This is a genomic window from Rhodovibrio sodomensis, assembly GCF_016583645.1.
Classification (GTDB): Bacteria; Pseudomonadota; Alphaproteobacteria; order Kiloniellales; family Rhodovibrionaceae; genus Rhodovibrio; species Rhodovibrio sodomensis.
Genome location: NZ_NRRL01000027.1, coordinates 12,868 through 33,598 on the forward strand (window position 1 = coordinate 12,868; position 20,731 = coordinate 33,598).

At 69.6% G+C, this 20,731-nt stretch carries 16 protein-coding genes and 3 tRNA genes; 5 read left to right on the forward strand and 14 right to left on the reverse strand.

Translation table 11 applies throughout. The features are described 5' to 3' along the window. The first annotated feature begins 179 nt into the window (after positions 1 to 179). Positions 180 to 2,261: an ATP-dependent DNA helicase RecG gene (gene recG, locus CKO28_RS11490; RefSeq protein ID WP_200340974.1), complete on the forward strand. Its 2,082-nt coding sequence runs from the start codon at positions 180 to 182 to the stop codon at positions 2,259 to 2,261. 21 nt (positions 2,262 to 2,282) lie between these two features. On the opposite strand, the gene CKO28_RS11495 is transcribed toward recG, so the two are convergent. The 7 genes from CKO28_RS11495 to CKO28_RS11530 all read right to left on the reverse strand — a co-directional run bounded on the left by CKO28_RS11495 (position 2,283) and on the right by CKO28_RS11530 (position 8,134). Further along, the gene (locus CKO28_RS11495; protein WP_200340925.1) at positions 2,283 to 3,236 is read right to left on the reverse strand and encodes a calcium/sodium antiporter; all 954 of its coding nucleotides are present in this window, start codon (positions 3,234 to 3,236) and stop codon (positions 2,283 to 2,285) included. A gap of 73 nt (positions 3,237 to 3,309) precedes the next feature. Then, the gene (locus CKO28_RS29130; protein ID WP_338050112.1) at positions 3,310 to 3,441 is read right to left on the reverse strand and encodes a CorA family divalent cation transporter; all 132 of its coding nucleotides are present in this window, start codon (positions 3,439 to 3,441) and stop codon (positions 3,310 to 3,312) included. Positions 3,442 to 3,514: 73 nt separating this feature from the next. Beyond that, positions 3,515 to 4,201 carry a hypothetical protein gene (locus CKO28_RS11505; RefSeq protein ID WP_200340927.1) on the reverse strand — a complete coding sequence of 229 codons (687 nt, stop codon included), beginning with the start codon at positions 4,199 to 4,201 and terminating at the stop codon, positions 3,515 to 3,517. Beyond that, positions 4,198 to 5,838 carry a BCCT family transporter gene (locus tag CKO28_RS11510; protein WP_200340928.1) on the reverse strand — a complete coding sequence of 547 codons (1,641 nt, stop codon included), beginning with the start codon at positions 5,836 to 5,838 and terminating at the stop codon, positions 4,198 to 4,200. Before CKO28_RS11510 ends, CKO28_RS11505 begins: the two co-directional genes overlap by 4 nt. Before the next feature lie 265 nt (positions 5,839 to 6,103). Beyond that, the gene (locus CKO28_RS28420) at positions 6,104 to 7,627 is read right to left on the reverse strand and encodes a DUF502 domain-containing protein (RefSeq protein ID WP_242480502.1); all 1,524 of its coding nucleotides are present in this window, start codon (positions 7,625 to 7,627) and stop codon (positions 6,104 to 6,106) included. Between the two features lie 266 nt (positions 7,628 to 7,893). After that, positions 7,894 to 7,980: transfer RNA gene (locus CKO28_RS11525), tRNA-Leu, on the reverse strand. 66 nt (positions 7,981 to 8,046) lie between these two features. Beyond that, positions 8,047 to 8,134, reverse strand: a tRNA-Leu gene (locus CKO28_RS11530). Positions 8,135 to 8,350: 216 nt separating this feature from the next. Here CKO28_RS11530 and CKO28_RS11535 point away from each other — a divergent pair. Both CKO28_RS11535 and CKO28_RS11540 read left to right on the forward strand, forming a co-directional pair. Then, entirely contained in the window at positions 8,351 to 8,575 is a 225-nt protein-coding gene (locus tag CKO28_RS11535) for a hypothetical protein (RefSeq protein WP_200340929.1), read from the forward strand. Positions 8,576 to 8,767: 192 nt separating this feature from the next. After that, on the forward strand, positions 8,768 to 9,169 hold the full coding sequence (locus tag CKO28_RS11540; protein ID WP_200340930.1) for a hypothetical protein: 402 nt from the start codon (positions 8,768 to 8,770) through the stop codon (positions 9,167 to 9,169). 19 nt (positions 9,170 to 9,188) lie between these two features. On the opposite strand, the gene CKO28_RS11545 is transcribed toward CKO28_RS11540, so the two are convergent. From CKO28_RS11545 to CKO28_RS11555, 3 genes are read right to left on the reverse strand one after another with little or no spacing between them, the layout of a single operon-like run. Beyond that, entirely contained in the window at positions 9,189 to 9,338 is a 150-nt protein-coding gene (locus tag CKO28_RS11545; protein ID WP_200340931.1) for a hypothetical protein, read from the reverse strand. A 38-nt stretch (positions 9,339 to 9,376) separates the two neighbouring features. Next, a complete protein-coding gene (locus CKO28_RS11550) occupies positions 9,377 to 11,548 on the reverse strand; it encodes a prolyl oligopeptidase family serine peptidase (protein ID WP_200340932.1) in 2,172 nt (723 codons plus the stop codon). A 48-nt stretch (positions 11,549 to 11,596) separates the two neighbouring features. Beyond that, positions 11,597 to 11,860 (reverse strand): hypothetical protein, encoded by a 264-nt coding sequence (locus CKO28_RS11555; RefSeq protein WP_200340933.1) that lies wholly within the window; start codon positions 11,858 to 11,860, stop codon positions 11,597 to 11,599. Between the two features lie 142 nt (positions 11,861 to 12,002). Here CKO28_RS11555 and CKO28_RS11560 point away from each other — a divergent pair, with 142 nt between their 5' ends. Then, entirely contained in the window at positions 12,003 to 12,473 is a 471-nt protein-coding gene (locus CKO28_RS11560; RefSeq protein WP_200340934.1) for a flavodoxin family protein, read from the forward strand. A 217-nt stretch (positions 12,474 to 12,690) separates the two neighbouring features. Here the strand turns inward: CKO28_RS11560 and CKO28_RS11565 are convergent, their stop codons facing one another. The 4 genes from CKO28_RS11565 to gyrA form a co-directional block, all read right to left on the reverse strand. Then, complete coding sequence (locus CKO28_RS11565; protein ID WP_200340935.1) at positions 12,691 to 15,651, reverse strand: hypothetical protein; 2,961 nt, start codon at positions 15,649 to 15,651, stop codon at positions 12,691 to 12,693. A gap of 199 nt (positions 15,652 to 15,850) precedes the next feature. Further along, positions 15,851 to 15,926 (reverse strand) — tRNA-Lys (locus CKO28_RS11570). 145 nt (positions 15,927 to 16,071) lie between these two features. Beyond that, positions 16,072 to 16,620 (reverse strand): pantetheine-phosphate adenylyltransferase, encoded by a 549-nt coding sequence (gene coaD / locus CKO28_RS11575; protein WP_200340936.1) that lies wholly within the window; start codon positions 16,618 to 16,620, stop codon positions 16,072 to 16,074. 64 nt (positions 16,621 to 16,684) lie between these two features. Next, entirely contained in the window at positions 16,685 to 19,516 is a 2,832-nt protein-coding gene (gyrA, locus tag CKO28_RS11580; RefSeq protein WP_274610952.1) for a DNA gyrase subunit A, read from the reverse strand. 323 nt (positions 19,517 to 19,839) lie between these two features. On the opposite strand from gyrA, the gene CKO28_RS11585 reads away from it, so the two are divergent. Beyond that, on the forward strand, positions 19,840 to 20,397 hold the full coding sequence (locus tag CKO28_RS11585) for an MSMEG_1061 family FMN-dependent PPOX-type flavoprotein (protein ID WP_200340937.1): 558 nt from the start codon (positions 19,840 to 19,842) through the stop codon (positions 20,395 to 20,397). Positions 20,398 to 20,731 lie beyond the last annotated feature (334 nt).

Consider the following 20,731-nt stretch of genomic DNA (forward strand, 5'->3'; position numbering starts at 1 on the left):
GGCATCGTGTCGGAGGTGGGCACGAGCGGTCGCCCGCGATATAGGCCGGCGGCGCCCGCCTGTCACCGCCCGCCGGTCGCCTGCCCCGCTTTCACCTGTAGGCGGCTGGGTGCTAATCAAGGGGACCGCCCTGTGGCTATTCCCTTGCCGCGCGCCCCTTGCCGGAGTCGGAGGCGACCCTGCGTCCCGAAGTGCTTTACCCCCTGTTCCGGCCGGTCACCGAGTTGCCGGGTGTGGGCCCGCGCAACGCCAAGCTGTTCGAGCAGCTGGCCGGCGGGCGCGTGGTCGACCTGTGCTGGCACCTGCCCTCCGGCGTGATCGACCGCGGCTACCAGCCGATGGTCGCCGACGCGGAGCCGGGACGGATCGCGACCCTTACCGTGAACGTCGAGCAGCACGTCGAGCCGCGCGGCCGCAAGCAACCCTACCGCGTGCGCTGCTGGGACGAGAGCAGCGCGATCGACATCGTGTTCTTCCACGCCAAGCCCGACTACATCCGCAAGATCCTGCCGGTGGGCGAGCAGCGCCTGGTCTCCGGCAAGGTGGAAACCTACTACGGCCTGCCGCAGATGGCCCACCCGGATCACGTCGCCCCGCCGGACCAGCGCGAGTCCGTCGGCACGGTCGAGCCGGTCTATCCCCTGACCCAGGGGCTGACCCAGAAGGTCGTGCGCAAGGCCGTCGCGGCGTCGCTGCAAAGCGCGCCGGAGCTGCCGGAATGGCTGGAGCCGGCCTACCTGCGCCAGCAGGCGTGGGTGCCGTGGCGCCAGGCGCTGAGCCAGGCCCACGCGCCGGCATCGGAAGCCGAGCTCGATCCGCTGGCGCCGGCGCGCCAACGCCTGGCGTACGACGAGCTGCTGGCCAACCAACTGGCGCTCGCATTGGTCCGGCGCAGCCAGCGCAAGGCGAAGGGCCGGCGGATCGCCGGCGACGGACGCCTGCGCGAGAAGGCGCTGTCGGCCCTGCCGTTCGCGCTCACCGGGGCGCAGCAGCGCGCCACCCGGGAGATCCTGGCCGACATGGACGACGACGCGCGGATGCTGCGTCTGCTGCAAGGCGATGTCGGCAGCGGCAAGACGGTGGTCGCCCTGCTGGCCATGCTGGCGGCCGTGGAGGCCGGCGGCCAGGCGGCCTTCATGGCGCCGACCGAGATCCTGGCCCGGCAGCATTACGCCACCATCCAGCCGCTGGCCGCGGCCGCGGGGGTCGAGGTCCTGCTCCTGACCGGCCGGGACAAGGGCAAGGCGCGCCAGCAAGCGCTGCGGCGGCTCGCCGCCGGCGACGCCAAACTGGCGGTCGGCACGCACGCGCTATTCCAGCAGGACGTCGAATTCCAGGACCTGTGCCTGGCGGTGATTGACGAGCAGCACCGCTTCGGCGTGCACCAGCGCATGACGCTGCAGGCGAAGGGCCGCGGGGTGGACGTGCTGGTGATGACGGCGACGCCGATACCACGCACGCTGATGCTGACCTCCTACGGCGACATGGAGGCCTCCAAGCTGGACGAGAAGCCGGCCGGCCGGAAGCCGGTGGACACGCGCGTGGTCTCGCTCGACCGGCTGGACCGGGTCGTCGACGGCGTTGGCCGGTCGATCGCGGCCGGGCACAAGACCTTCTGGGTCTGCCCGCTGGTCGAGGAATCCGAGACCATCGAGGTCGCCGCGGCGGAAGAGCGCTACGCCGCCCTGAAAACCCGGTTCGGCGCGCGCGTCGGTCTGGTTCACGGCCGCATGCGCGCGGCCGACAAGGACCGGGTGATGGCGGCGTTCAGGGACGGCGAGGTCGACGTCCTGGTGGCGACGACGGTAATCGAGGTCGGCGTCGACGTGCCGGCCGCGACCGTGATGGTGATCGAGCACGCCGAGCGCTTCGGCCTGGCGCAGCTGCACCAGCTGCGCGGCCGGATCGGCCGCGGCGACCAGCCGGCGACCTGCCTGCTGCTCTACCAGACGCCGCTGGGCGAAACCGCGGCCGAACGGCTGAAGGTGATGCGCGAGACCGACGACGGCTTCCGGATCGCCGAACAGGACCTGAAGCTGCGCGGCGCCGGCGAACTGCTGGGCACGCGGCAGAGCGGCTTTCCCGAGTTCCGCCTGGCGGATCTGAGCGCGCACGACGACCTGCTGGCGACCGCGCGCGACGACGTGCAGTTGCTGCTGGAGCGAGATCCCGAACTGCAGGGCACGCGCGGCCAAGCGCTTCGGGTGCTGCTCTATCTGTTCGAACGCGACGCGGCGGTGAAGTACCTGCGCTCGGGCTGACCGGGTTCAGGTATCCCGCCGTCAGATCGCCCCGCCGACCGCGATCAGGTAGAGGGCGTAGGCCGCCATCGACGCCGCGCCCTCGCCCCGCGAGAGCCGCCGGCCGGTCGCGGCGAAGACGATCAGCAGCACGCTTGCGGCGATCATCACCCAGATGTCGAAGCTGGCGATCTCGGGCGGTACCGGGATCGGCTGCACCAGCGCGGTCACGCCCAGGATCCCCAGCACGTTGAAGATGTTGCTGCCGACCACGTTGCCGAACGCCACGTCCGACTGCCCGCGCAGCGCGGCGACCAGCGAGGTAATCAACTCGGGCAGCGAGGTGCCCACCGCGACGATGGTGAGTCCGATCACAGTTTCCGACACGCCGGCGGCGCCGGCCAGCGTGACGGCCGCGTCCACCAGCAGCTTGGCCCCGGCGAGCGTCAGCGCCAGCCCGCCCAGCGCCATCGCGGCCGAGAGCCACAGGCGCTGCGGCCGTGGCGCCACGGCCGCCGCCTCGCTGGCATGCAAGGCCGCCACCGGGCCCCCGCCGCGGCGGTCCAGCAGGTAGGTGGCAACGACGTAAACCACCAGCAGGACCAGCAGGACGCCGCCGACCGGCCGGTTCAGCGTGCCGTACAGCACCGCGAGCGCGCAGATGCCGGCGACCGCCAGACAGATCGTCGTGTCCCGCTTCAACGCCGCGGGGGCGACCGCGATCGGCCGGATCAGCGCCGCCAGCCCCAGGATCAGCAGGATGTTGGCGATGTTGCTGCCGACCACGTTGCCGACCGCGATCCCGGGGGAGTCCGCCAGCGCGGCGCCCACGCTGGTCAGCAGTTCGGGCGTCGAGGTACCGAAACCGACCAGGGTCAAACCGATCAGCAGCGGCGAGATCCCGGCGCGCTGCGCCAGCGCGACCGAGCCGCGAACCAGACCGTCGCCGCCGGCGACCAGCAGCAGCAGACCGATCACAAGCATGAGCCAGGTCATGGGGCGCTCCGGTTCGGTCAGGGATCGCGGGCGCGCATCGGCACTACAGCCAGCCGCCCATCTTGAATACCAGCTATGGCAGCACCGCCGCGACGACCATCGCGCGCAGCGCCGCCGGGTCACCGGACACCCAGCCAAGCTCGGGCATGGGCTCGAAGTTCATGGCGGAGATGCTGGCGATCAACGTCGGCGGTATGAAGATCACCGCGGGCTGCGTCCCCAGCCGGTCGAGGCGGCGTGCATTTCCGCCTCGGCCAGCAGGTCGGCGCCAACTCCGGTTATAACTGCACGCGCGTGTCGCCGGCCGGCGGCGGGCCCGGCTGTCTTCCCTGCGCCGCCGCCTCAAGCCGATAAGCCGCGTCGTTCGCGGCTTCCAGCGCATGGTCGACGAGCTCGACCCGGATGGTCGACGGCGCGTCGCGCCCGGCGAGCGCGATGTCGGCCAACACGTTCAGCTCGGCGCGCGGGTCGCTGTAGGCGATCCGGAACACGCCCAGGCCCATCCGGCCGGCGACGTCGGCCGGACCGTACTTGGATTCGACCCGCTGGCGCAGCAGCGTCGGCGCCACGCCCGGACGCAGCACCTGCGTGCTCTCGATGTGGTACAGGCGCTTCTCGCGGTCGAAGCGCAGGCTCAACTCGACACCGTTCTCGGTGGTCAGCTGGGCGGCGTAGTGGCGCACCAGCTCCTCGGCGTCGGTGCCGTGGACCGCGGTCAGGTCCAGGTCCGGGTAGACTTCGCGCACGGCCGCGACCTCCTGGCCAAGATTGAGGCCGAGGTGGCTCATCTTGCGCACCCGGCTGGCGTCCGCGCCGGGGCCCCGGAGCGGACGCGCCGCTTCCTCGATCGGGGTCTGCACGACCCCGTGACTGCGTGCGCCCGGTTGGGTCAGGTCCTGCGCGCCGGCCGGACCAATCAGCAGCAGTGCGAGGGCAAACGGAAGCAGGGCCGTGAGGCGGGTCATTCAGTCTTCTCCGCGGAATTGCGGTGCGGCAGGTGAAGCAGCGGCTCGCCGGTCGTGGTCTCCTCGTTGAGCGCGCGCATCAGGCCATAGATCATCGCGATCATGATCAAGGAGAACGGCAGCGCCGCCGCGATCGAGGCGGTTTGCAACGCGGTCAGCCCGCCGGCCAGCAGCAGCACGGCGGCCACCAGGCCCTCGCCCAGGCCCCAGATCACCCGGTGGACCATCGGCGGCTCCGGATCGCCGGCGGCGAGCAGCGTGGTGATCACCAGCGTGCCGCTGTCCGAGGAGGTGACGAAATAGGTCACCAGCAGGATGGTCGCGACGATCGCGGCGACGGTGCCCGCGATGCCGGCCTGCATCTGCTCGAAGGTCTTGTAGAGCGCCAGCGTGACGTCGTCCTGCACCGCCTCGGCGATGCCGCCCTGGCCGAACATCTCGATGTTGATCGCCGTGCCGCCGAACAGGATCAGCCACAGCATGCCCAGCATGGTCGGCACCAGCAGCACGCCCGTGACGAACTCGCGGATCGTGCGGCCCTTGGAGACCCGGGCGATGAACATGCCGACGAACGGCGCCCAGGCGATCCACCAGCCCCAGTAGAAGGCGGTCCACCAGGATTGCCACTGCGACTGCCCGTTGGCGTCGGTCCACAGGCTGAGCGGGATCACGCTCTGCGCGTAGTCGCCGACCGATTGCAGGTAGAACTGCAGCAGGTAGGCGGTCGGCCCGAACGAGATCAGGAACACCAGGATCAGGATCGACAGCCACAGGTTCAGTTCGGACAGGATGCGCACGCCCTTGCCAACGCCGGACACGACCGAGAAGGTCGCGATCACCGAGATCAACGCGATCAGGATCAGCTGCATGGTGATCGACCCGGTGACCGCCGGCGTGCCTTCCGCGCGCATCACCTGGTTGCCGGCTTCGTCCAGCACCGGCGTGACGAACATGCTCCACCCCGTGATGTGGTAGAGCCCGGTGGTCATCTGCTGCACGCCCAGGCCGAGCGAGGTCGCGATGCCGAAGATCGTGCCGAACACCGCCAGCACGTCGGCGGCGTGGCCGATCGGGCCGTAGATCCGATCGCCGATCAGCGGATAGAGCGCGGAGCGGATGGTCAGCGGCAACTTCCGGCGGAAGTGGAAGTACGCCAGCGTCAGCCCGACGATCACGTAGATCGCCCAAGGATGCAGACCCCAGTGGAAGAAAGTCAGGCGCATCGCCACCTGCGCCTTGGTCGCGTCGGGTGTCGCCTCGGTAACAAACGGGTTGGACTGGAAGTGATAGATCGGCTCGGCGATCGACCAGAACAGCAGCCCGATCCCCATGCCCGCGCCGAACAGCATGGCGAACCAGGAAAACCGGCTGAACTCCGGGCGGTCGTCGTCGTCGCCCAGCCGGATGCCGCCGAACCGGCTGAACATCAGGTAGATGACGAAGAACAGGAAGAACGCGACGATGCCGATGTAATACCACTTCAGCCCGCCGATGATGGCGTCCTTCACGGCCGTGAACACGCCGCCGGCGGTTTCCGTGGCCACCGCGCCGAAGATCACGAACGCCATGACGACGAACGCAGCGATCAGCGTGACCGTCGGGTTAAGGCCCTTGAGTGGGCCGGACTGTGCCTGCATGGGGAGGGGGATCCGCTTTGGTGAACGCTCAGAGCCTAACCCCCCGGAGTTGGTTGTCAAATTCGCCCAATCACACGAACGAACGGGTGGAATGGCCACGGTATGGCGCACGATTCAACCCGCAACGGCGCCGCTGGACGGCTGAATCTTCCCCGCGCCCGATCCGATCCGAGCAAGACCCATGATCGGCGGCGAGTCGGCCGCCGCGTGGCGTTTTTAAAGCAAGCTTCAGCTGAACGGTGGCTTCACCTTTCAGCATCTTGCTCTAGCGGCCGCCGCCCGGCTGCGCCGCGGCCGGGCTCGGGGCCGCGTCGCCGTCCTGTGCGCCGTCGGCGCGCTCCGGCGGCGCCGGCGGGGTGATGATACCGCCTGAGATGATCATCTTTGCCCCCTCCTCGACCGTCATGCTCAGCACCTTCGCCTCCGCCTTCGGCACGAACAGCAGGAATCCGGAGGTCGGATTGGGCGTGGTCGGCAGGAACACGTTGATCGATTCCTTGGGGGCCTTCCGCGCGACGTCGCCCGCGGTCTCGGCCGTGACGAAGGCGAGCGCCCAGCTGTCCGGGCGCGGATACTGCACCAGCACGACCTGCCGGAAGGCGTTGGAGCGCTGCGCCAGCACCGTCTCGAAGATCTGCTTGGTCGCGCCGTAGACCGAGCGGATCACCGGCAGGCCGTTGAGCAGCCGTTCGTAGGCGCTGGTCAGCAACCGGCCGATCAGGCCGGTGGCGAACATGCCCACCAGGGTCAGGACGATGAACACCGCGAACACGCCGATCCCGGGCACCGAGAACGGCAGGTAGCTCTCCGGGTTCCAGGCCGGCGGCATCAGCGGGGTGACGCGGGAATCGACGAACGCGACGATGTTCCAGGTGATCCAGACGGTGATCGAGATCGGCGCGGTCACCAGCACGCCGGCGAAGAAGTAGTTGCGCAACCGGGCCAGCAGGCCGAAGCCGCGGCGGCCGTCGTCGCCGGTCTTTTCCTGCTCCTGGCGCGCCAGTTCCTGTTCCAGCACGTTGGAGGCCATGGCGGTGGAGATGTCGCTCTCCGCCACCGCGCCCGGCTCCGCCTGCGCCGGCGGAAACGGCTCGGCGCGCTCCGGCGGGGTGATGATGCCGCCGGAGATGATCAGCTTGGCCGCCTCCTCGGTCGACATGTCGAGCAGGCGCACGTCGCTCTTCGGGATGAACAGCAGGAAGCCGGTCGAGGGATTGGGCGTCGCCGGGACGAAGACGTTGACAACCTCCTCGTCCGTGATCGTCTGCACCTCGCCCTTGGTCGTGCCGGTGATGAAGCCGATCGCCCAGGTGCCGCGGCACGGGTATTCGACCAGCACGACCTGCCGGAAGGCGTTGGAGCGCTGCGCCAGCACGGTCTCGAAGATCTGCTTGATCGCGCCGTAGACCGAGCGGACGACCGGCACGCGGTCGACCAGCTTCTCGGCTTCACGCATCGCCCAGCGGCCCAGCAGGCCGGTGGCGAGCACGCCGATCGTGATCAGGCCGACCGCCGCGATGACCAACCCAACCCCGGGCACGTCGAACGGCAGGTAGGTGCGCGGACGCCATTGCGGTGGGATCAGCGGCGTCAGGGTGGCGTCGACGAAGGACACGAATTCCCAGGTCAGCCACAGCGTGATCGACACCGGAGCCGCGATCAGCAGGCCGGCCAGGAAGTAGTTGCGCAGCTTGCTGGCGAGCCCGCCCGTGGGCTTGGCGACCAGGGCATAGGGGTCACGTCCGGAAGTTCCGCGATCCGGCTGGTTCTTGTCGGATTGACGCGTCATCGCGGCCTAGCAGACGCCTCCGGGGGCCGTTGCACTCACGGTTACTCGGGCACGTTGCTTGAAGGCCGAAGCGGCCTACGAGCAACGTGCCCTAGATGTAGCAGCCGCGCGCGTTTCCCACCAGCATGCCATGCCGGCAGCCGGCTTCCTTGCGACCGGTGACACGTACGCACGGACGTACACCGTCCGTACGCGCGGCGGCGCGCCCGCCACCCGGCGGTCGTCCGGACATCGATTGCGTTCGGGGAAACACACCAACAGAAGAATGGTGCGGCTGGCAGGACTCGAACCTGCACGGGCTTACGCCCACTGCCACCTGAAGACAGCGCGTCTACCAGTTCCGCCACAGCCGCACGGGCGGGAGTTGTCTCGGCCGGACTTTCGGTTCCGCGGCGCACCCTAGCCATCGGTGAGGCGGATGGTGCGGCTGGCAGGACTTGAACCTGCACGGGGTTTACCCCCACAGCGCCCTCAACGCTGCGCGTCTACCAATTCCGCCACAGCCGCGGAAAGTCCGGTGAACCGCGGCCCCCGCCGCGATCCGCCGGTCATGTATCGCACCGGTCGCGCTTGTGCAAGGGCATTTTCAGCCCGTGTTTCAAAGCGATGTCGCTTGCCCCCGCGCGCGCTTTCGTGGTCGCCTGCCCCGCCAGCCGAACCTGGACTGCCGGCCGCACGGCCCAACCTCTCACCCGTCTCCGCCACCGCCAGGGAACCCGCGCGATGAAGACTGGCAGCATCGTCCTCTGCGCCCTCGCCGTCCTGGCCGCCGTCGGCGGTCTGTCGGCCTACATCTGGGTGGCGATGGGCGATGTCACCATATCCTGGATGGGCCTGCTGGCGATGGGTCTCGGGGTCGTGTTCAGCCTGGGGCTCGGGATCGGTCTGATGGCGCTGGTGTACTTTTCGAACAAGCACGGCTACGACGACGAAGCTGGCCACAGGTAGGCAGGCGACCGTCGCTGGGCGACCGCTGGATAACAGCTTTCGGTATCTTGCCCGAAGTCCTGGTCGCGGGGCTGCGCCGGTTTAGGTACAGTATCGCGTGGGCGCGGCTCGTGGACCTGGAACCGGGGTTGCGCGTCTGCCATGTTCGTCCGGCGTCGCCGTGTGCGCGCCCTGCACCCCGGGAGAGTGCCGATGTCGCCAAGTCTCCGCTGCCTTCGTCCGAAAGCCGCCGTCGGGGCGTCCCTGGTCGCCGTCGCGCTGGCGCTCGCGAACGCCGCGCCGGCCGAAGCCGGGATGAGCCTGAAGCAGTTCCGCAACTACGCGGCCATGCCCGGGGGCGCGCCGCTGATCCGCAGCTACCTGAGCGGGATCCGCGACGGCATGATCGGCTTGCAGACCAACCTGAGCGAACAGGGGCTGGAGCCGACCTTCTGCCCGGTCGAGGAGGACATCACCACCGGCACCACCTTTGAGGAGACGGTGATGCGGGAGATCAACCAGCCCGCGCGCGGTGAGCCGTGGCCGGGCGACACGCAGCTTGCCACCGTCGTCGCCGCGGCGCTGCAGTCCAGCTACCCGTGCGAAACCTACTGACCGCGGCGGTAGCCGACGGTCAGCCGATCAGCATGGCGTAGACGAAGCCGAACGCGACCATCAGCACCAGCAGCGCGAACGCGCCGTAGATCAGCATCGTCAGGCTGCCGAGCAGGCCCTGCAGCCCGTTCTGTACGTAATCCAGCGGCGCCTTGTGTTTGTCTTTCACCCGTCCCGCCTCCTGTCCCGAAGTGTTGAACGCCCGATTTAACCGCCGGCGAGCCCGGCAACCTTGAGCATGAACGCCTGGACCAGCGCGACCTCGTCCAGCCGTGCAAAGCGTCCGGCCGACCCGGCGTGGCCAGCGGACATGTTGGTGTGCAGCAGGATTTCGCCCGGTCCCGTCTGGTGCGCGCGCAATCTGGCGACCCATTTCGCCGGTTCCCAGTAGGTCACCCGCGGGTCGGCGATGCCGGCGGTCGCCAGCACGTTGGGATAGGCCTGCGGGCGCACGTTATCGTAGGGAGAATACCCCAGCATCCGCCGCGTGGCATCGGAATCGTGCAGCGGGTCGCCCCATTCCGACCATTCCGGCGGGGTCAGCGGCAGACTGTCGTCGCACATCGTGTTGAAGACGTCGACGAACGGCACCTCGCCGACCACCGCGCGCCACAACGCCGGGCGCCAGTTGGCGATCACGCCGATCAGCATGCCGCCGGCACTGCGCCCGTTGGCGACGATGTCGCCGGCGCTGACCGCGCCGTCGGCGACCAGCCGGTCGGCGACCGCGATGAAATCGCGAAACGTGTTTTCTTTGTTGGCGAGCTTGCCGTCCAGGTACCAGCCGTAGCCGCGGTCGCTGCCGCCGCGCACGTGCGCGACCGCATAGACCATGCCGCGGTTCACCAGGCTGAGCCGGTCGGGCGAGAAGCTGGCCGGCACCGCCATGCCGTAGGCGCCGTAACCGTAAAGCAGCAGCGGCCGGCCGGCCCGCGGCGGCGCGTCGGCCTTGTAAAGCAGCGTCACCGGCACGTCCGCGCCGTCGTGGCTGGTCACCCAACGCCGCTCCACCCGGTAGGTCTCCGGGTCGTGCCCGCTCGGAACGCGCTGCTCCTTGCGCAGCCGTGCCGACCCGGTCGCCATGTCGTAGTCGTAGGTCCGCCGCGGCGTGCGCGGGGAGCTATAGACCAGGCGCAGCGTCGTGGTCTGGAATTCGTCTCCCGGCACCAGGGACAGCGAATAGGCCGGATCGCCGGTGCCGGACGCGCCCCATTGGCCGGGGTCGACCGTATGCTCGGCGCCGCTCGCCAGTTCGCGCACCACAACCCGCGGCTGCGCGTCCGCCAGTTCGAGGCGCACCAGATAGCGGTCGAACACCGCGAAGCTCTTGATCAGCGTGCCCGGCCGGTGCGCCACCAGGTCGGTCCAGTTGGCCCGCGCCGGAGCGCCCAGCGGCGCCTCGACGATCTTGTAGTCGCGGGCGCCGTCGGCGTTGGTCAGCAGGATCGCGCGGTCCCGCCAGGTCGCGATCTGCACGTCCAACTCGGGGACGCGCGCGTGCAATAGGTGCGGCGTGCCGTCCGGCCGGTCGGCGTCGAGCGCGCGCAGCTCGGTGGTGTCGGAGTGGTCGGACCCGGCGATCACGATCAGGGCGCGGCTCTCCGTCTTGCCGACGCCGAGGTAGAACGCCGGGTCCGCCTCCTCGTAGAGCAGCGTGTGCGCGCGCCCGGCGACGTCGGTGCGGTAAACCCGCGAGGGGCGGTGATTGTCGTCGAGCGCCGTATAGACCAGCGTCCGCGAGTCGTTGGCCCAGACCAGATCGCCCTGCAGTGCCGCGGCGCCCAGGTCGTGGGTCTTCCCGGTCGCGGTGTCGAGCAGCTTCAGGCGATGGTATTCCGAGCCATTCAGGTCGACGGCGTAGGCGAAATAGCGGTGGTCCGGGCTGTGCTCCGCGGCGCCCAGCCGGAAGAACGCCTGTCCCGCCGCCGCCGCGTTGCCGTCCAGCAGCACCTGCTCGCCGTCGAACCCGTCCTCCCCGACCAGCTCCACCGCCGCCGCGCTGCGGCGCGGCCAGCGGCACCACAGCGGATGCTGCGCGCCCTCCTGATAGCGGACGTAGTAGTCCCAGTCCCCGTCCGGCGCCGGCACCCCGGCCTCGCGCTCCGGCATCCGTCCGCGCAGTTCAGCCTTGAGCGTCTCCCTGAGCTCGCGGACGTCGGCCAGCACGTGCTCCAGATAGGCGTTCTCCGCTTCCAGGTGCCGGCGGATCCCGTCCTCGATCCGGCTGGGATCGCTCAGGGTGGTCTGCCAGTCCGCGGTGCGCAGCCAGGCGTACGGATCGGTCGTCTCCACCCCGTTGATTCGGTGGACAGTGTCGCCGGCCGCGGGGCGGGGCGGCGTCGGGTTGGTTTCGGGCATCCCGCTGTTGGCTTCGGACACGGGTTTACGCTCTCGCTCGGTGGATCCGACATGTGTCGCGCGCCGGCGCTACAGCCCGCCGTGGCGGCCCAGCCGCTGCAACAGCCCGCGCAGCAACGCATAGGCGGCCAGGCCGATCACCACCACGACCGCCACGATCGCGGCGATCCGCAGCAGCTCCCAGCCCAGCATCAGCGGCCAGAAGGCCATGGCGACGTAGACGAACGCGCCGTTCCAGTCGACCTCGCCATAGGCGATCAGGTGAAACGCCAGTCCGGTGACGGCGTAAAACAGCAGCGCGATCAGGCTGCCCAGCGCGGTCTGCGGTCGCATCGTCGCCTCGGCTCTTCTCGGGTGGTATCGGTCGGCCCCGATATAAGGACCCCAGGGCCCGGCCGTCAGCCCTTTTTCGCCGGGCGGGCCGGACGGTCGCGTGGGTTTGTCGGGCGCGCGCGGCGAGCGTAGCCTCGGGGCCATGAGTACATGTAAACGCCTGCTGCTGGTCGCCCACGCCCCGTCGCCCAACCTCGCCCGGTTGCGCGACGCGGTCCTGGAGGGGGCGCGCGACTCGGAGATCGAGACGGTGGAGACGGTCTGCAAGCCGCCGCTCCAGGCCGGGCCGGACGACGTCCTGGCCGCCGACGCCGTGATCTTGGGCACGCCTGAGAACCTGGGCTACATGTCCGGGGCGCTGAAGGACTTCTTCGACCGCACTTACTACGCCGTGATCGACGACAAGCAGGGCCTGCCGTTCGCCGCCTACATCCGCGCCGGACGGGACGGCACCGGCACCAAGCGCGCGATCGAGGGCATCACCACGGGCCTCAGCTGGCGGCCGGTGCAGGAACCGCTGATCTTGCAGGGCGCGTTCCAGGACAGCTTCGTCGACGAGGTGCGCGAGCTCGGCCAGGCGATGGCCGCCGGCCTCGACGCCGGCATTTTCTAAGCCGGCAACGGTGCGGAAAACGGGAGGCGGCCCCCGGCGCCGACGGGCACCAAACGCCGGGGGCCAAGACCGCGCGCTGGAGGAAAAACAACGAGCGCGGCTGGTGAGGATAGTGCCGGACCCCCGGGTTGCCGGATAGCTGACCCGAGGGTCACTGTTTGGAGTCTTAACGTATCCGAAAGGATATTTACGCCTCGGCGAAAGCCGCGGGCCCGCGTCACCGGGACGACACGTGCGCTTCCACCCGCGCGCCCACCTGGAGGCGCCAGTCCGGGGCCGGGCTGTCCGTCAGGTCCAGGTTGCCGGTCAGGTAGAACAGCCGGTCCCGGTCCTTGCCTTCGGCCGTGCAGAAGCGGTCCTGCAGATAGAACGGCGGGGTCGCCTGGTAGCTCAGCCAGGCGCGGACGGTCGCCGGCGTGCCGTCGAGCCCGGCCAGATCGACCGCGTAGGTCAGGCTGTCGGTGCCGCCGGCGCCGGTGGCCGGGGTCGCATAGTCGGGGTCGCTGACCGCCGTGGTTCCGGCGTCCTCCCCCATCTCCGCGCCGGCGCCGAGCGCCCGCGCGATCGCCACCCGCTGCTCGGTCGGCAGATAGCCGTGCGGCAGCAAGCGGTTGTCCTTCACCTCCGCGCAGATCGACAGGAACGAGGTGGTGAGCTGGCCGGCGGGCTCGGCCGCGTGGCCGCACTGCGCCGGCCCTGCGGGCGCGGGCGTGGACACCAGCTCCTGGTAGACCTGCGCCTGATCCTGCCGGTCGATCCGCTGATGGTGCGGCTGATGCTTGCGCGCCAGCGGGTCGATCCGGGCGCTGCAATCGTCGGTCCACCAGACCTCGCCGTCGACCGGCTGGCCGGCCGCGTCGACGATCCGCCCCGCCCGGTCGCTCGCACCGGACGCCCAGAGCACCCTGCCATCGGCGTCCAGCACCTCGAAGGTGATGAAGGCGCGGCGGAAGCCGACGCCGGACGGGAACTTGTGCCCGGCCAGGTTCTCCACCGTGACCTTGGCGGTGAGCGTGCCGCCGTCGATCTTCGGGCGCTCGACCGACAGCGTCGCGGTGCGCTCCCGCGCCTGCTGGACCATTCGCTGCTCGGTCAGCTTCAGGCCGGGCACGCCTTTCTTGCCCAGCATCGGATCCTCGGTCCGGATGCCCAGCACGTCCGGGAACTGCTGGGCCATCTCGATCAGGAACACGTTGAGGCCGACCAGCGTGTGCCGCGAATAGCCCGCGCGTACCGGCAGGTCGAGTGCCTCCGCGGGCTTGGCGAACTCGGCCTGCGGGAAGTTGCTGATCTCCTGGATCGAGGCGATCTTGCTGCGGCTCGCCGTGCCGTCGGCGTTCTCGCTCGGCATGTGGCAGTCCTGGCAGGACTGCGCGCGCGCGCCGCGGCCGGCCGGCAGCGGTTCGCCGTTCACCCCCTCGCCGGTGCGGTAGGCGCTGAACGCCCACTCCGGATAGGTCAGCTGCTCGTAAACCCGGCCGACCGTCCGCCCGTCATGCAGCACCGGCAGGTGGACCGTGTGGCAGGTGCCGCAGACCTCGGACCGGGCGACGGTGTCGCTGTGCTCCGGCACGATGCCGAGCGCGCTTTGCATCGGCGCGCTCTTGACGTCCTGGAACGGCCCGAAGATCCGGTCCGCCGGGCCGACCAGGAAGGAACCGGTGAAGGTCCTGGCGAAGCCGCTGTTGTCCGGGTTCAGCAGCGCTTGGCGCTGCTCCACGCAGGCATTGCGCGGCGTGCCGGCGTTGGCCTGCGTCGCGGCATCGCCCAGCACCATCCGGTGGCAGGAGGTGCAGGAAATGCCGTCGCGGGCCAGCGCGCCATAGTCCGCGTGCGGGGCGCTCGGGTTGTCCGCCGGGAACGGCACGGCGGCCACCATGTCGCGGCTGAAGCTGCCGCAGTCCCGGCCGGCCAGCTGGCGGTCGATGCCGTACTGCCGCTGGCCCTGGATGCCGTGGCAGCCGAGGCAGGTGTTCTCCACCAGGCCTTCGGGCGCATCGGGGTGGAAGCGCTGCGTCTCGCTCGCCATCTGGGCGAAGAAGATCGGGTCGCGGCCGGCAAGGCCCATCGGCGACCCGCGCCAAGTGCCGTAGGGCGAGAGGTTCAAGAGCGCGCCCGTCAGCTCCGGGTGCGGGTTGGGCGCGGTCATGTCGAACTGCAGCCCGGTGCTGCCGGCGTCGTGGCAGCCCAGGCACTGGTCGCTGGTCAGGAACTGGCCGGACGCGGTGGGCGTCCCGGCCCCCATCCAGACGTTGTCGTAGGTCTCAGAGGGCATCCGGTCGACGCTGGCGCTGTCGGGTGCCCAGGCGGGCGTCTCGCCGCCGGAAAAGGCGTCCAGGAAGGCCGGGGCGTAGCTGTCGAGCGGCGTGTCCAGCCGGTCGGCGTCGTCGCGCGCCTGCACGACCGTGGTGTGGTGCGAGTCCGCGAGGTCCTGCGACAGCGCGAAGTCCTGGCTGAGGAACACCAGCGGCTCGCCCGGCTCGCCGGCCATGTTCTTCGCCGCGGAGAAGGTGAAGTGGTCGCGCGCGGACGCGTGGCAGTTCACGCAGTACTGCCCGAAGCCCATGTAGGCGAGCCGGTTGGTCTTGGGGTCCGCCGGCCAGTCGGGCGTCCAGCCGGACGCGTCGTCGAAGCCGAACCAGCCCCAGAACCAGCCGTCCTGGCTGGCCTGCGCCGCGCGCACCATGACGGCCGCGCCGGAGGTCGGGAACAGATGCGTCGGCTCGACTCCGGCGCAGCGCGAGGCCGGCCCCGGATACATCTCCTTGACCAGGATCGCATCGGCCGGGACCGGGGCGGCGTCCGTCGCGCGGCCGGCGTCGGCCTCGCGCCGGTTGGCCTTGATCCAGGCAGCCATCGGCGCGTTGTACCAGATCACCACGGGCGCGTGCGTGCCGCGGACGCTGCCGTCCCATTCGCCGTCGATCAGGCTGGCGACGTAGGGACCGGTGTCGCGGACCGTCTTGTCGCGCACCCAGCCGGCCGCTTCGTCGCGGTGGCAAAAGTTCCGCAGGTAGGTGCCGAGCTGGCGCTCGTAGGCGCCCAGCGGCAACGCCGCCGGCTGCGCCACGATCGGCGCCACCCGCTGGCACCGCGCGGGGTCGCTCGGCAGCAGCGGATCGTCCCGCTCCGCCGGGCAGGACGCCGCGAACGCCGCCGACAGACCGGCCGCGCTCAAGAGCCCCGCCCCGCCGAGTACCCTGACGACGCGCCCGATCCCGCCTACCCCGATCCCACCCACAAGCGCCCTCCCCGATCCACCGCGCCGACCGGCGCAAATCGCAGACCAGCACTGTACGATACAACCGCGACGCGGTGTACCGGATTCGGATGCGCGATCGGGTTCGATCGAACTCGGGAAATGACATGCCGGGAAATGGTGGGCCCGCTTGGGTTCGAACCAAGGACAACCTGATTAAAAGTCAGGTGCTCTGCCAACTGAGCTACGGGCCCACACCGGGGCGTGACGGGGGCGGATAGCAATCTTGGCCCCGAACGCGCGGGCGAAATTAGGTGCCGGCGGTTATGGGGTCAACCGCTCCGAAACGCCCCAGCCACCGCCGCGTTGGATCAGGACACGGAGCTCCGAAACAAAGGCTCAGCCCGCCGTGCCGCCGGCGGTGCTGCGGCCGCCGTCGTTCTGGGCGGCGAAGCGGGCTTCCAGGTGCTCGGCAACCCGGCTGGAGACGAACGAGCGGATGTCGCCGCCGAGCGAGCCGATCTCCTTGACGAAGCGCGAGGAGATGAACTGCTGGCGCTCGCTCGCGGTCAGGAAGACGGTCTCGATCTCCGGGTTCATCCGGGTGTTCATGCACGCCATCTGGAACTCGTACTCGAAGTCCGAGACGGCGCGCAGGCCGCGCAGGATCACGCGGGCCCCAACCTCCTGGGCGAAATGCATCAACAGCGTGTCGAACGCCCGCACCTCGACGCTGGCGCCGTTGGTGTCGAGCAGCGCCAGATCCTCCTGGATCAGCGACACCCGCTCCTCCGGGCCGAACAGCGGGCCCTTGCCGGCGTTGGTGGCGACCGCGACGACCAGGTGATCGACCACCTTGGTCGCCCGCTGGATGATATCGGTATGGCCCAGCGTGATCGGATCGAACGTACCGGGGTAGATGCCGATCAGGGGTTTGTGCCCGGTCATCGCCTCGCCTCCGTCGTTCGCCGGCCGGATTGCCGGCGCGCATGCCGGCCCACAGGGCCCGCGCTCAGCTGTCCTGTTCGGGGTCCGGCGCGTCGCCGCCGGTGTCGGGGGCGTCCGCCGGCGGCGTGGTGTCGGCCACGGCCGGGTCCGCCACGGCGCCGCCCTGCGCCTCCGCGGCCTCGGCCGCCTCCTCGATGTCCTGCTCCCCCAGATGCGCGACCGCGACCACCCGCTCGCCCTGGGCGACCCGCAGCAGGCGTACGCCGCGGGTGTTGCGCCCGGCGATCCGGATGCCCTGCACCGGACAGCGGATCAGCTGGCCGCCGTCGGTCACCACCATCACCTGATCGTTCGGATCGACCGGGAAGGCGGCGATCATCTGCGCGCTGCCCTTGCCGCGCGCGAGGTCCATGGCGGTGATGCCCTGGGTGCCGCGGCTGGTGATCCGGTATTCGTAGGCCGGGGTCAGCTTGCCGAAGCCGTCGTCGCCGACGGTCAGCAGCAACTCCTCGTGGGCTTCCAGCTCGCGCAGCCGGTCGGCGCTGATCTCCGCGGTCGCGGCGCTTTCGGGCGTCAGCCCGGTCTCCTCGCCGGTGCCCTCGCCGTTGGCCTGGCGGCGCTTCTGCGTGGCGTAGCGCAAGTAGGCCTCGCGCTCGTCCGTGGTGACCTGGACGTGGTGCAGGATCGACATCGAGATCACCTGGTCGTCGCCGCCCAGCCGCATGCCGCGCACGCCCGTGCTGTCGCGGCCCTTGAAGACGCGGACGTCGGTGACCGGGAAGCGCACCGCCTTGCCCCGCAGGCTTGCCAGCAACACGTCCTGCCCGCCTTCCGCGACGCGCACCGAGACCAACCGGTCGCCTTCGTCCAGCTTCATGGCGATCTTGCCGTTCGCCTTCACGTTGGTGAAGTCGGACAGGCTGTTGCGGCGGACGTTGCCGCTGGCGGTGGCGAACATCGCGAACATGTCGCCCCAGGCGTCCTCGTCCTCCGGCAGCGGCATCGCGGTGGAGATCGTCTCGTCCTGCTCCAGCGGCAACAGGTTGCGCACGTGCTTGCCGCGCGACGCCGGCTGGCCGGCCGGCAGGCGGTAGACCTTCAGCTTGTAGGCCATGCCGCGGGACGAGAAGAACAGCACCGGGGTGTGGGTGTCGCAGACGAACACCTGGCTGACGAAATCCTCGTCGCGTGTCGACATCCCCGAGCGGCCCTTGCCGCCGCGCCGCTGCGCCCGGTAGGCGCTGAGCGGGACGCGCTTGACGTAGCCAGCGTGGGAGACGGTCACCACCATTTCCTCGCGCGGGATCAGCGCCTCGTCGTCCTGCTCGAACTCGGCGTCCTGCAGCTCGGTGCGCCGGCCGTCGGCGTACTTCGTCTTGGCCTGGACCAGCTCCTCGCGCAACACCGCCATCAGCTTTTCGCGCGAGCGCAGGATTTCCAGGTATTCCTGGATCTTGTCGACGATCTCCTTGAGCTCGCCCTCGATCTTCTCCCGCTCGAGGCCGGTCAGGCGGTGCAGCCGCAGGTCCAGGATCGCCTTCGCCTGGGCTTCCGAAAGCTTGTAGGTGCCGTCGTCGGCGACGCGGTGGCCGGGTTCGTCGATGATCCCGATCAGCGGTGCCACCTCGGCCGCCGGCCAGGCGCGCTCCAGCAGGCCCTGGCGCGCGGACTCCGGGTTCGGCGCGTGGCGGATCAGCTGGATCACCTCGTCGATGTTGGCGACCGCGACGGCCAGCCCGGCCAAGGTGTGCGCCCGCTCGCGGGCCCGGCGCAGCTCGTAGGCGGTGCGCCGGCGGATCACCTCCTGGCGGAACGCGACGAACGCGGCGATCACGTCCTTCAGCGACAGCATCTCCGGCCGGCCGCCGTTGAGCGCCAGCAGGTTGACGCCGAAGGTCGTCTGCAGCGGGGTGTGCTTATACAACTGGTTCAGCACCACCTCGTGCTGAGCGCCGCGCGAACACTCGATCACCACGCGCAGACCGTCGCGGTCGCTCTCGTCGCGCAGGTCGGAGATGCCCTCGATGCCCTTGTCGCGGACCAGCTCGGCGATCCGCTCGACCATCCGGGCCTTGTTCACCTGATAGGGCACCTCGGAGATCACGATCGCCTTGCGATCCTTGCCCAGGTCCTCGAAGTGCGTCTTGCCGCGCACCAGGATCGAGCCGCGGCCGGTGTGGTAGGCGTCGCGGATGCCCTTGCGCCCGATCACCACGCCGCCGGTCGGGAAGTCCGGGCCCGGGACGTACTGCATCAGGTCGTCGACCGACACGTTTGGATCGTCGACGTAGGCGCAGCAGGCGTCGATCACCTCGGCCAGATCGTGCGGCGGCACGTTGGTCGCCATGCCGACGGCGATGCCGCCGGCCCCGTTGACCAGCAGGTTCGGGAACCGCGCCGGCAGAACCGTCGGTTCGCGCGTGGTCTCGTCGTAGTTGTCCTGGAAGTCGACCGTGTCGCGATCGATATCCTCCAGCAGCGCCTCGGAGGCGACGCGGGCGAGCCGGGCCTCGGTGTACCGCATGGCCGCCGGCGGGTCGCCGTCCATCGACCCGAAGTTGCCCTGCCCGTCGACCAGCTTGACGCGCATCGAGAAATACTGGGCCATGCGCACCATGGCGTCGTAGATCGCGGCGTCGCCGTGCGGGTGGTACTGACCCATCACGTCGCCGACGATGCGGGCCGACTTGCGGTACGGGCGGTTGTAGTCGTAACCGCCTTCCTTCATCGCGTAGAGGATGCGCCGGTGTACCGGCTTCAGGCCGTCGCGCACGTCCGGCAGCGCCCGGCTGACGATCACGCTCATCGCGTAATCCAGGTAGGACCGGCGCATTTCGGTCTCGATCGTGACCGGCTCGATACCGTCGTTTCCGTCGGTCGGAGGCGTCTCGCTCAAAAATCGGTCCCTTCACTGGACAACCACGGGAAACCGGCACGGCAAACCGGATGTGCCCATCCCACACCCGTCCGCCACGCGGGCCGGTTGGCCCCAGGCTCGGCGCGACTCTGGGCGTCACGGGCGCGCGAAGGCATAGCAGTTTCCCATCGGCCGGACAATCTAACCTGCTGCACCGCACCAGCGCCACCGCCCGCGGCTGACGGCAAGGCTTGCGACGCGGAATAATCACCCGGGTATCGCATTTCCGGCTTGAGCCGGCCCGGTGGCTGGCTTAACGCAGGCGCCTCGCCTTCCGCGCCCCTCCATCCGACGGCCTGCAGATGACCGAGACGATCCAGACGGTTGACCAACTCCGGGCGCTCTACCCCGAAGCCAAGCCGATGGTCCGGCAAAAACAGCTGTGCGCCCTCGACCGGCACGCCCGGCGGTTCGTCGAGCTGTCGCCGTTCGTCGTTCTGGGGACCTGTGGGGCTGCCGGCAACGTGGATACGAGCCCGCGCGGCGGGACGCCGGGGTTCGTGCGGGCGGACGGCGAGCAAACCCTGCTGCTGCCCGACCTGGCGGGGAACAACCGGCTGGATTCCCTGCAGAACGTCGTCGAGTGCCCGGCCGTCAGCCTGGTTTTCCTGATCCCCGGCGTGGACGAGACCCTGCGGGTTCGGGGCCGCGCTGAGATTGTCGTCTCGGAGGCCTTGCGGCAGACGTTCGAGGTCGACGGCAAGCGGCCGCGGTCGGTGCTGCGGGTCGCGGTGGACGCAGTCTACCTGCATTGCAGCAAGGCGCTGATGCAGGCGGGCCTCTGGGACCCGGAAACCCGGATCGACCGGGCGACGCTGCCGTCGCTGGCTGAGATGCTGCGCGACCAGATCGGCGCGTAACGGGCGCCGGATGGCCGAGCCGCGGCGCGTCGCCGGCGGTCTGCCGCGCGACGGGCCGGGCGGGGCTGCACCTGACTTCCGTTATTGCAATTGCACCTCATTCTCAATATGGTCGGCCGCACTCTGGACCGAAAGGTGGGCCCGTGCCGTGACGATGTCGACCAAAGTGATGATGTGGGTCCCGCCCGGACCCTAAGCGCCGGCTAGAGCAAGATGCTGAAAGGTGAAGCCACTTTTGAGCTGAATCTTGCTCTTTCTTCAAGCAGTTAGAGCAAAATTCACGATGAAGGTCGGCTCGACCTTCATCGATTTTGCTCTAGCTCGACGCGCAGTC

Excerpts from the sequence above, each read along its gene's own strand:
- CKO28_RS11560 (WP_200340934.1), top strand. The coding sequence starts at position 12,003 with ATGAGTACATGTAAACGCCTGCTGCTGGTCGCCCACGCCCCGTCGCCC.
- CKO28_RS11505 (WP_200340927.1), bottom strand. The coding sequence starts at position 4,201 with ATGACCCGCCTCACGGCCCTGCTTCCGTTTGCCCTCGCACTGCTGCTG.
- CKO28_RS11540 (WP_200340930.1), top strand. The coding sequence starts at position 8,768 with ATGTCGCCAAGTCTCCGCTGCCTTCGTCCGAAAGCCGCCGTCGGGGCG.
- CKO28_RS11535 (WP_200340929.1), top strand. The coding sequence starts at position 8,351 with ATGAAGACTGGCAGCATCGTCCTCTGCGCCCTCGCCGTCCTGGCCGCC.
- CKO28_RS11555 (WP_200340933.1), bottom strand. The coding sequence starts at position 11,860 with ATGCGACCGCAGACCGCGCTGGGCAGCCTGATCGCGCTGCTGTTTTAC.
- CKO28_RS11585 (WP_200340937.1), top strand. The coding sequence starts at position 19,840 with ATGACCGAGACGATCCAGACGGTTGACCAACTCCGGGCGCTCTACCCC.
- CKO28_RS28420 (WP_242480502.1), bottom strand. The coding sequence starts at position 7,627 with ATGACGCGTCAATCCGACAAGAACCAGCCGGATCGCGGAACTTCCGGA.
- coaD (WP_200340936.1), bottom strand. The coding sequence starts at position 16,620 with ATGACCGGGCACAAACCCCTGATCGGCATCTACCCCGGTACGTTCGAT.
- CKO28_RS11510 (WP_200340928.1), bottom strand. The coding sequence starts at position 5,838 with ATGCAGGCACAGTCCGGCCCACTCAAGGGCCTTAACCCGACGGTCACG.
- CKO28_RS11495 (WP_200340925.1), bottom strand. The coding sequence starts at position 3,236 with ATGACCTGGCTCATGCTTGTGATCGGTCTGCTGCTGCTGGTCGCCGGC.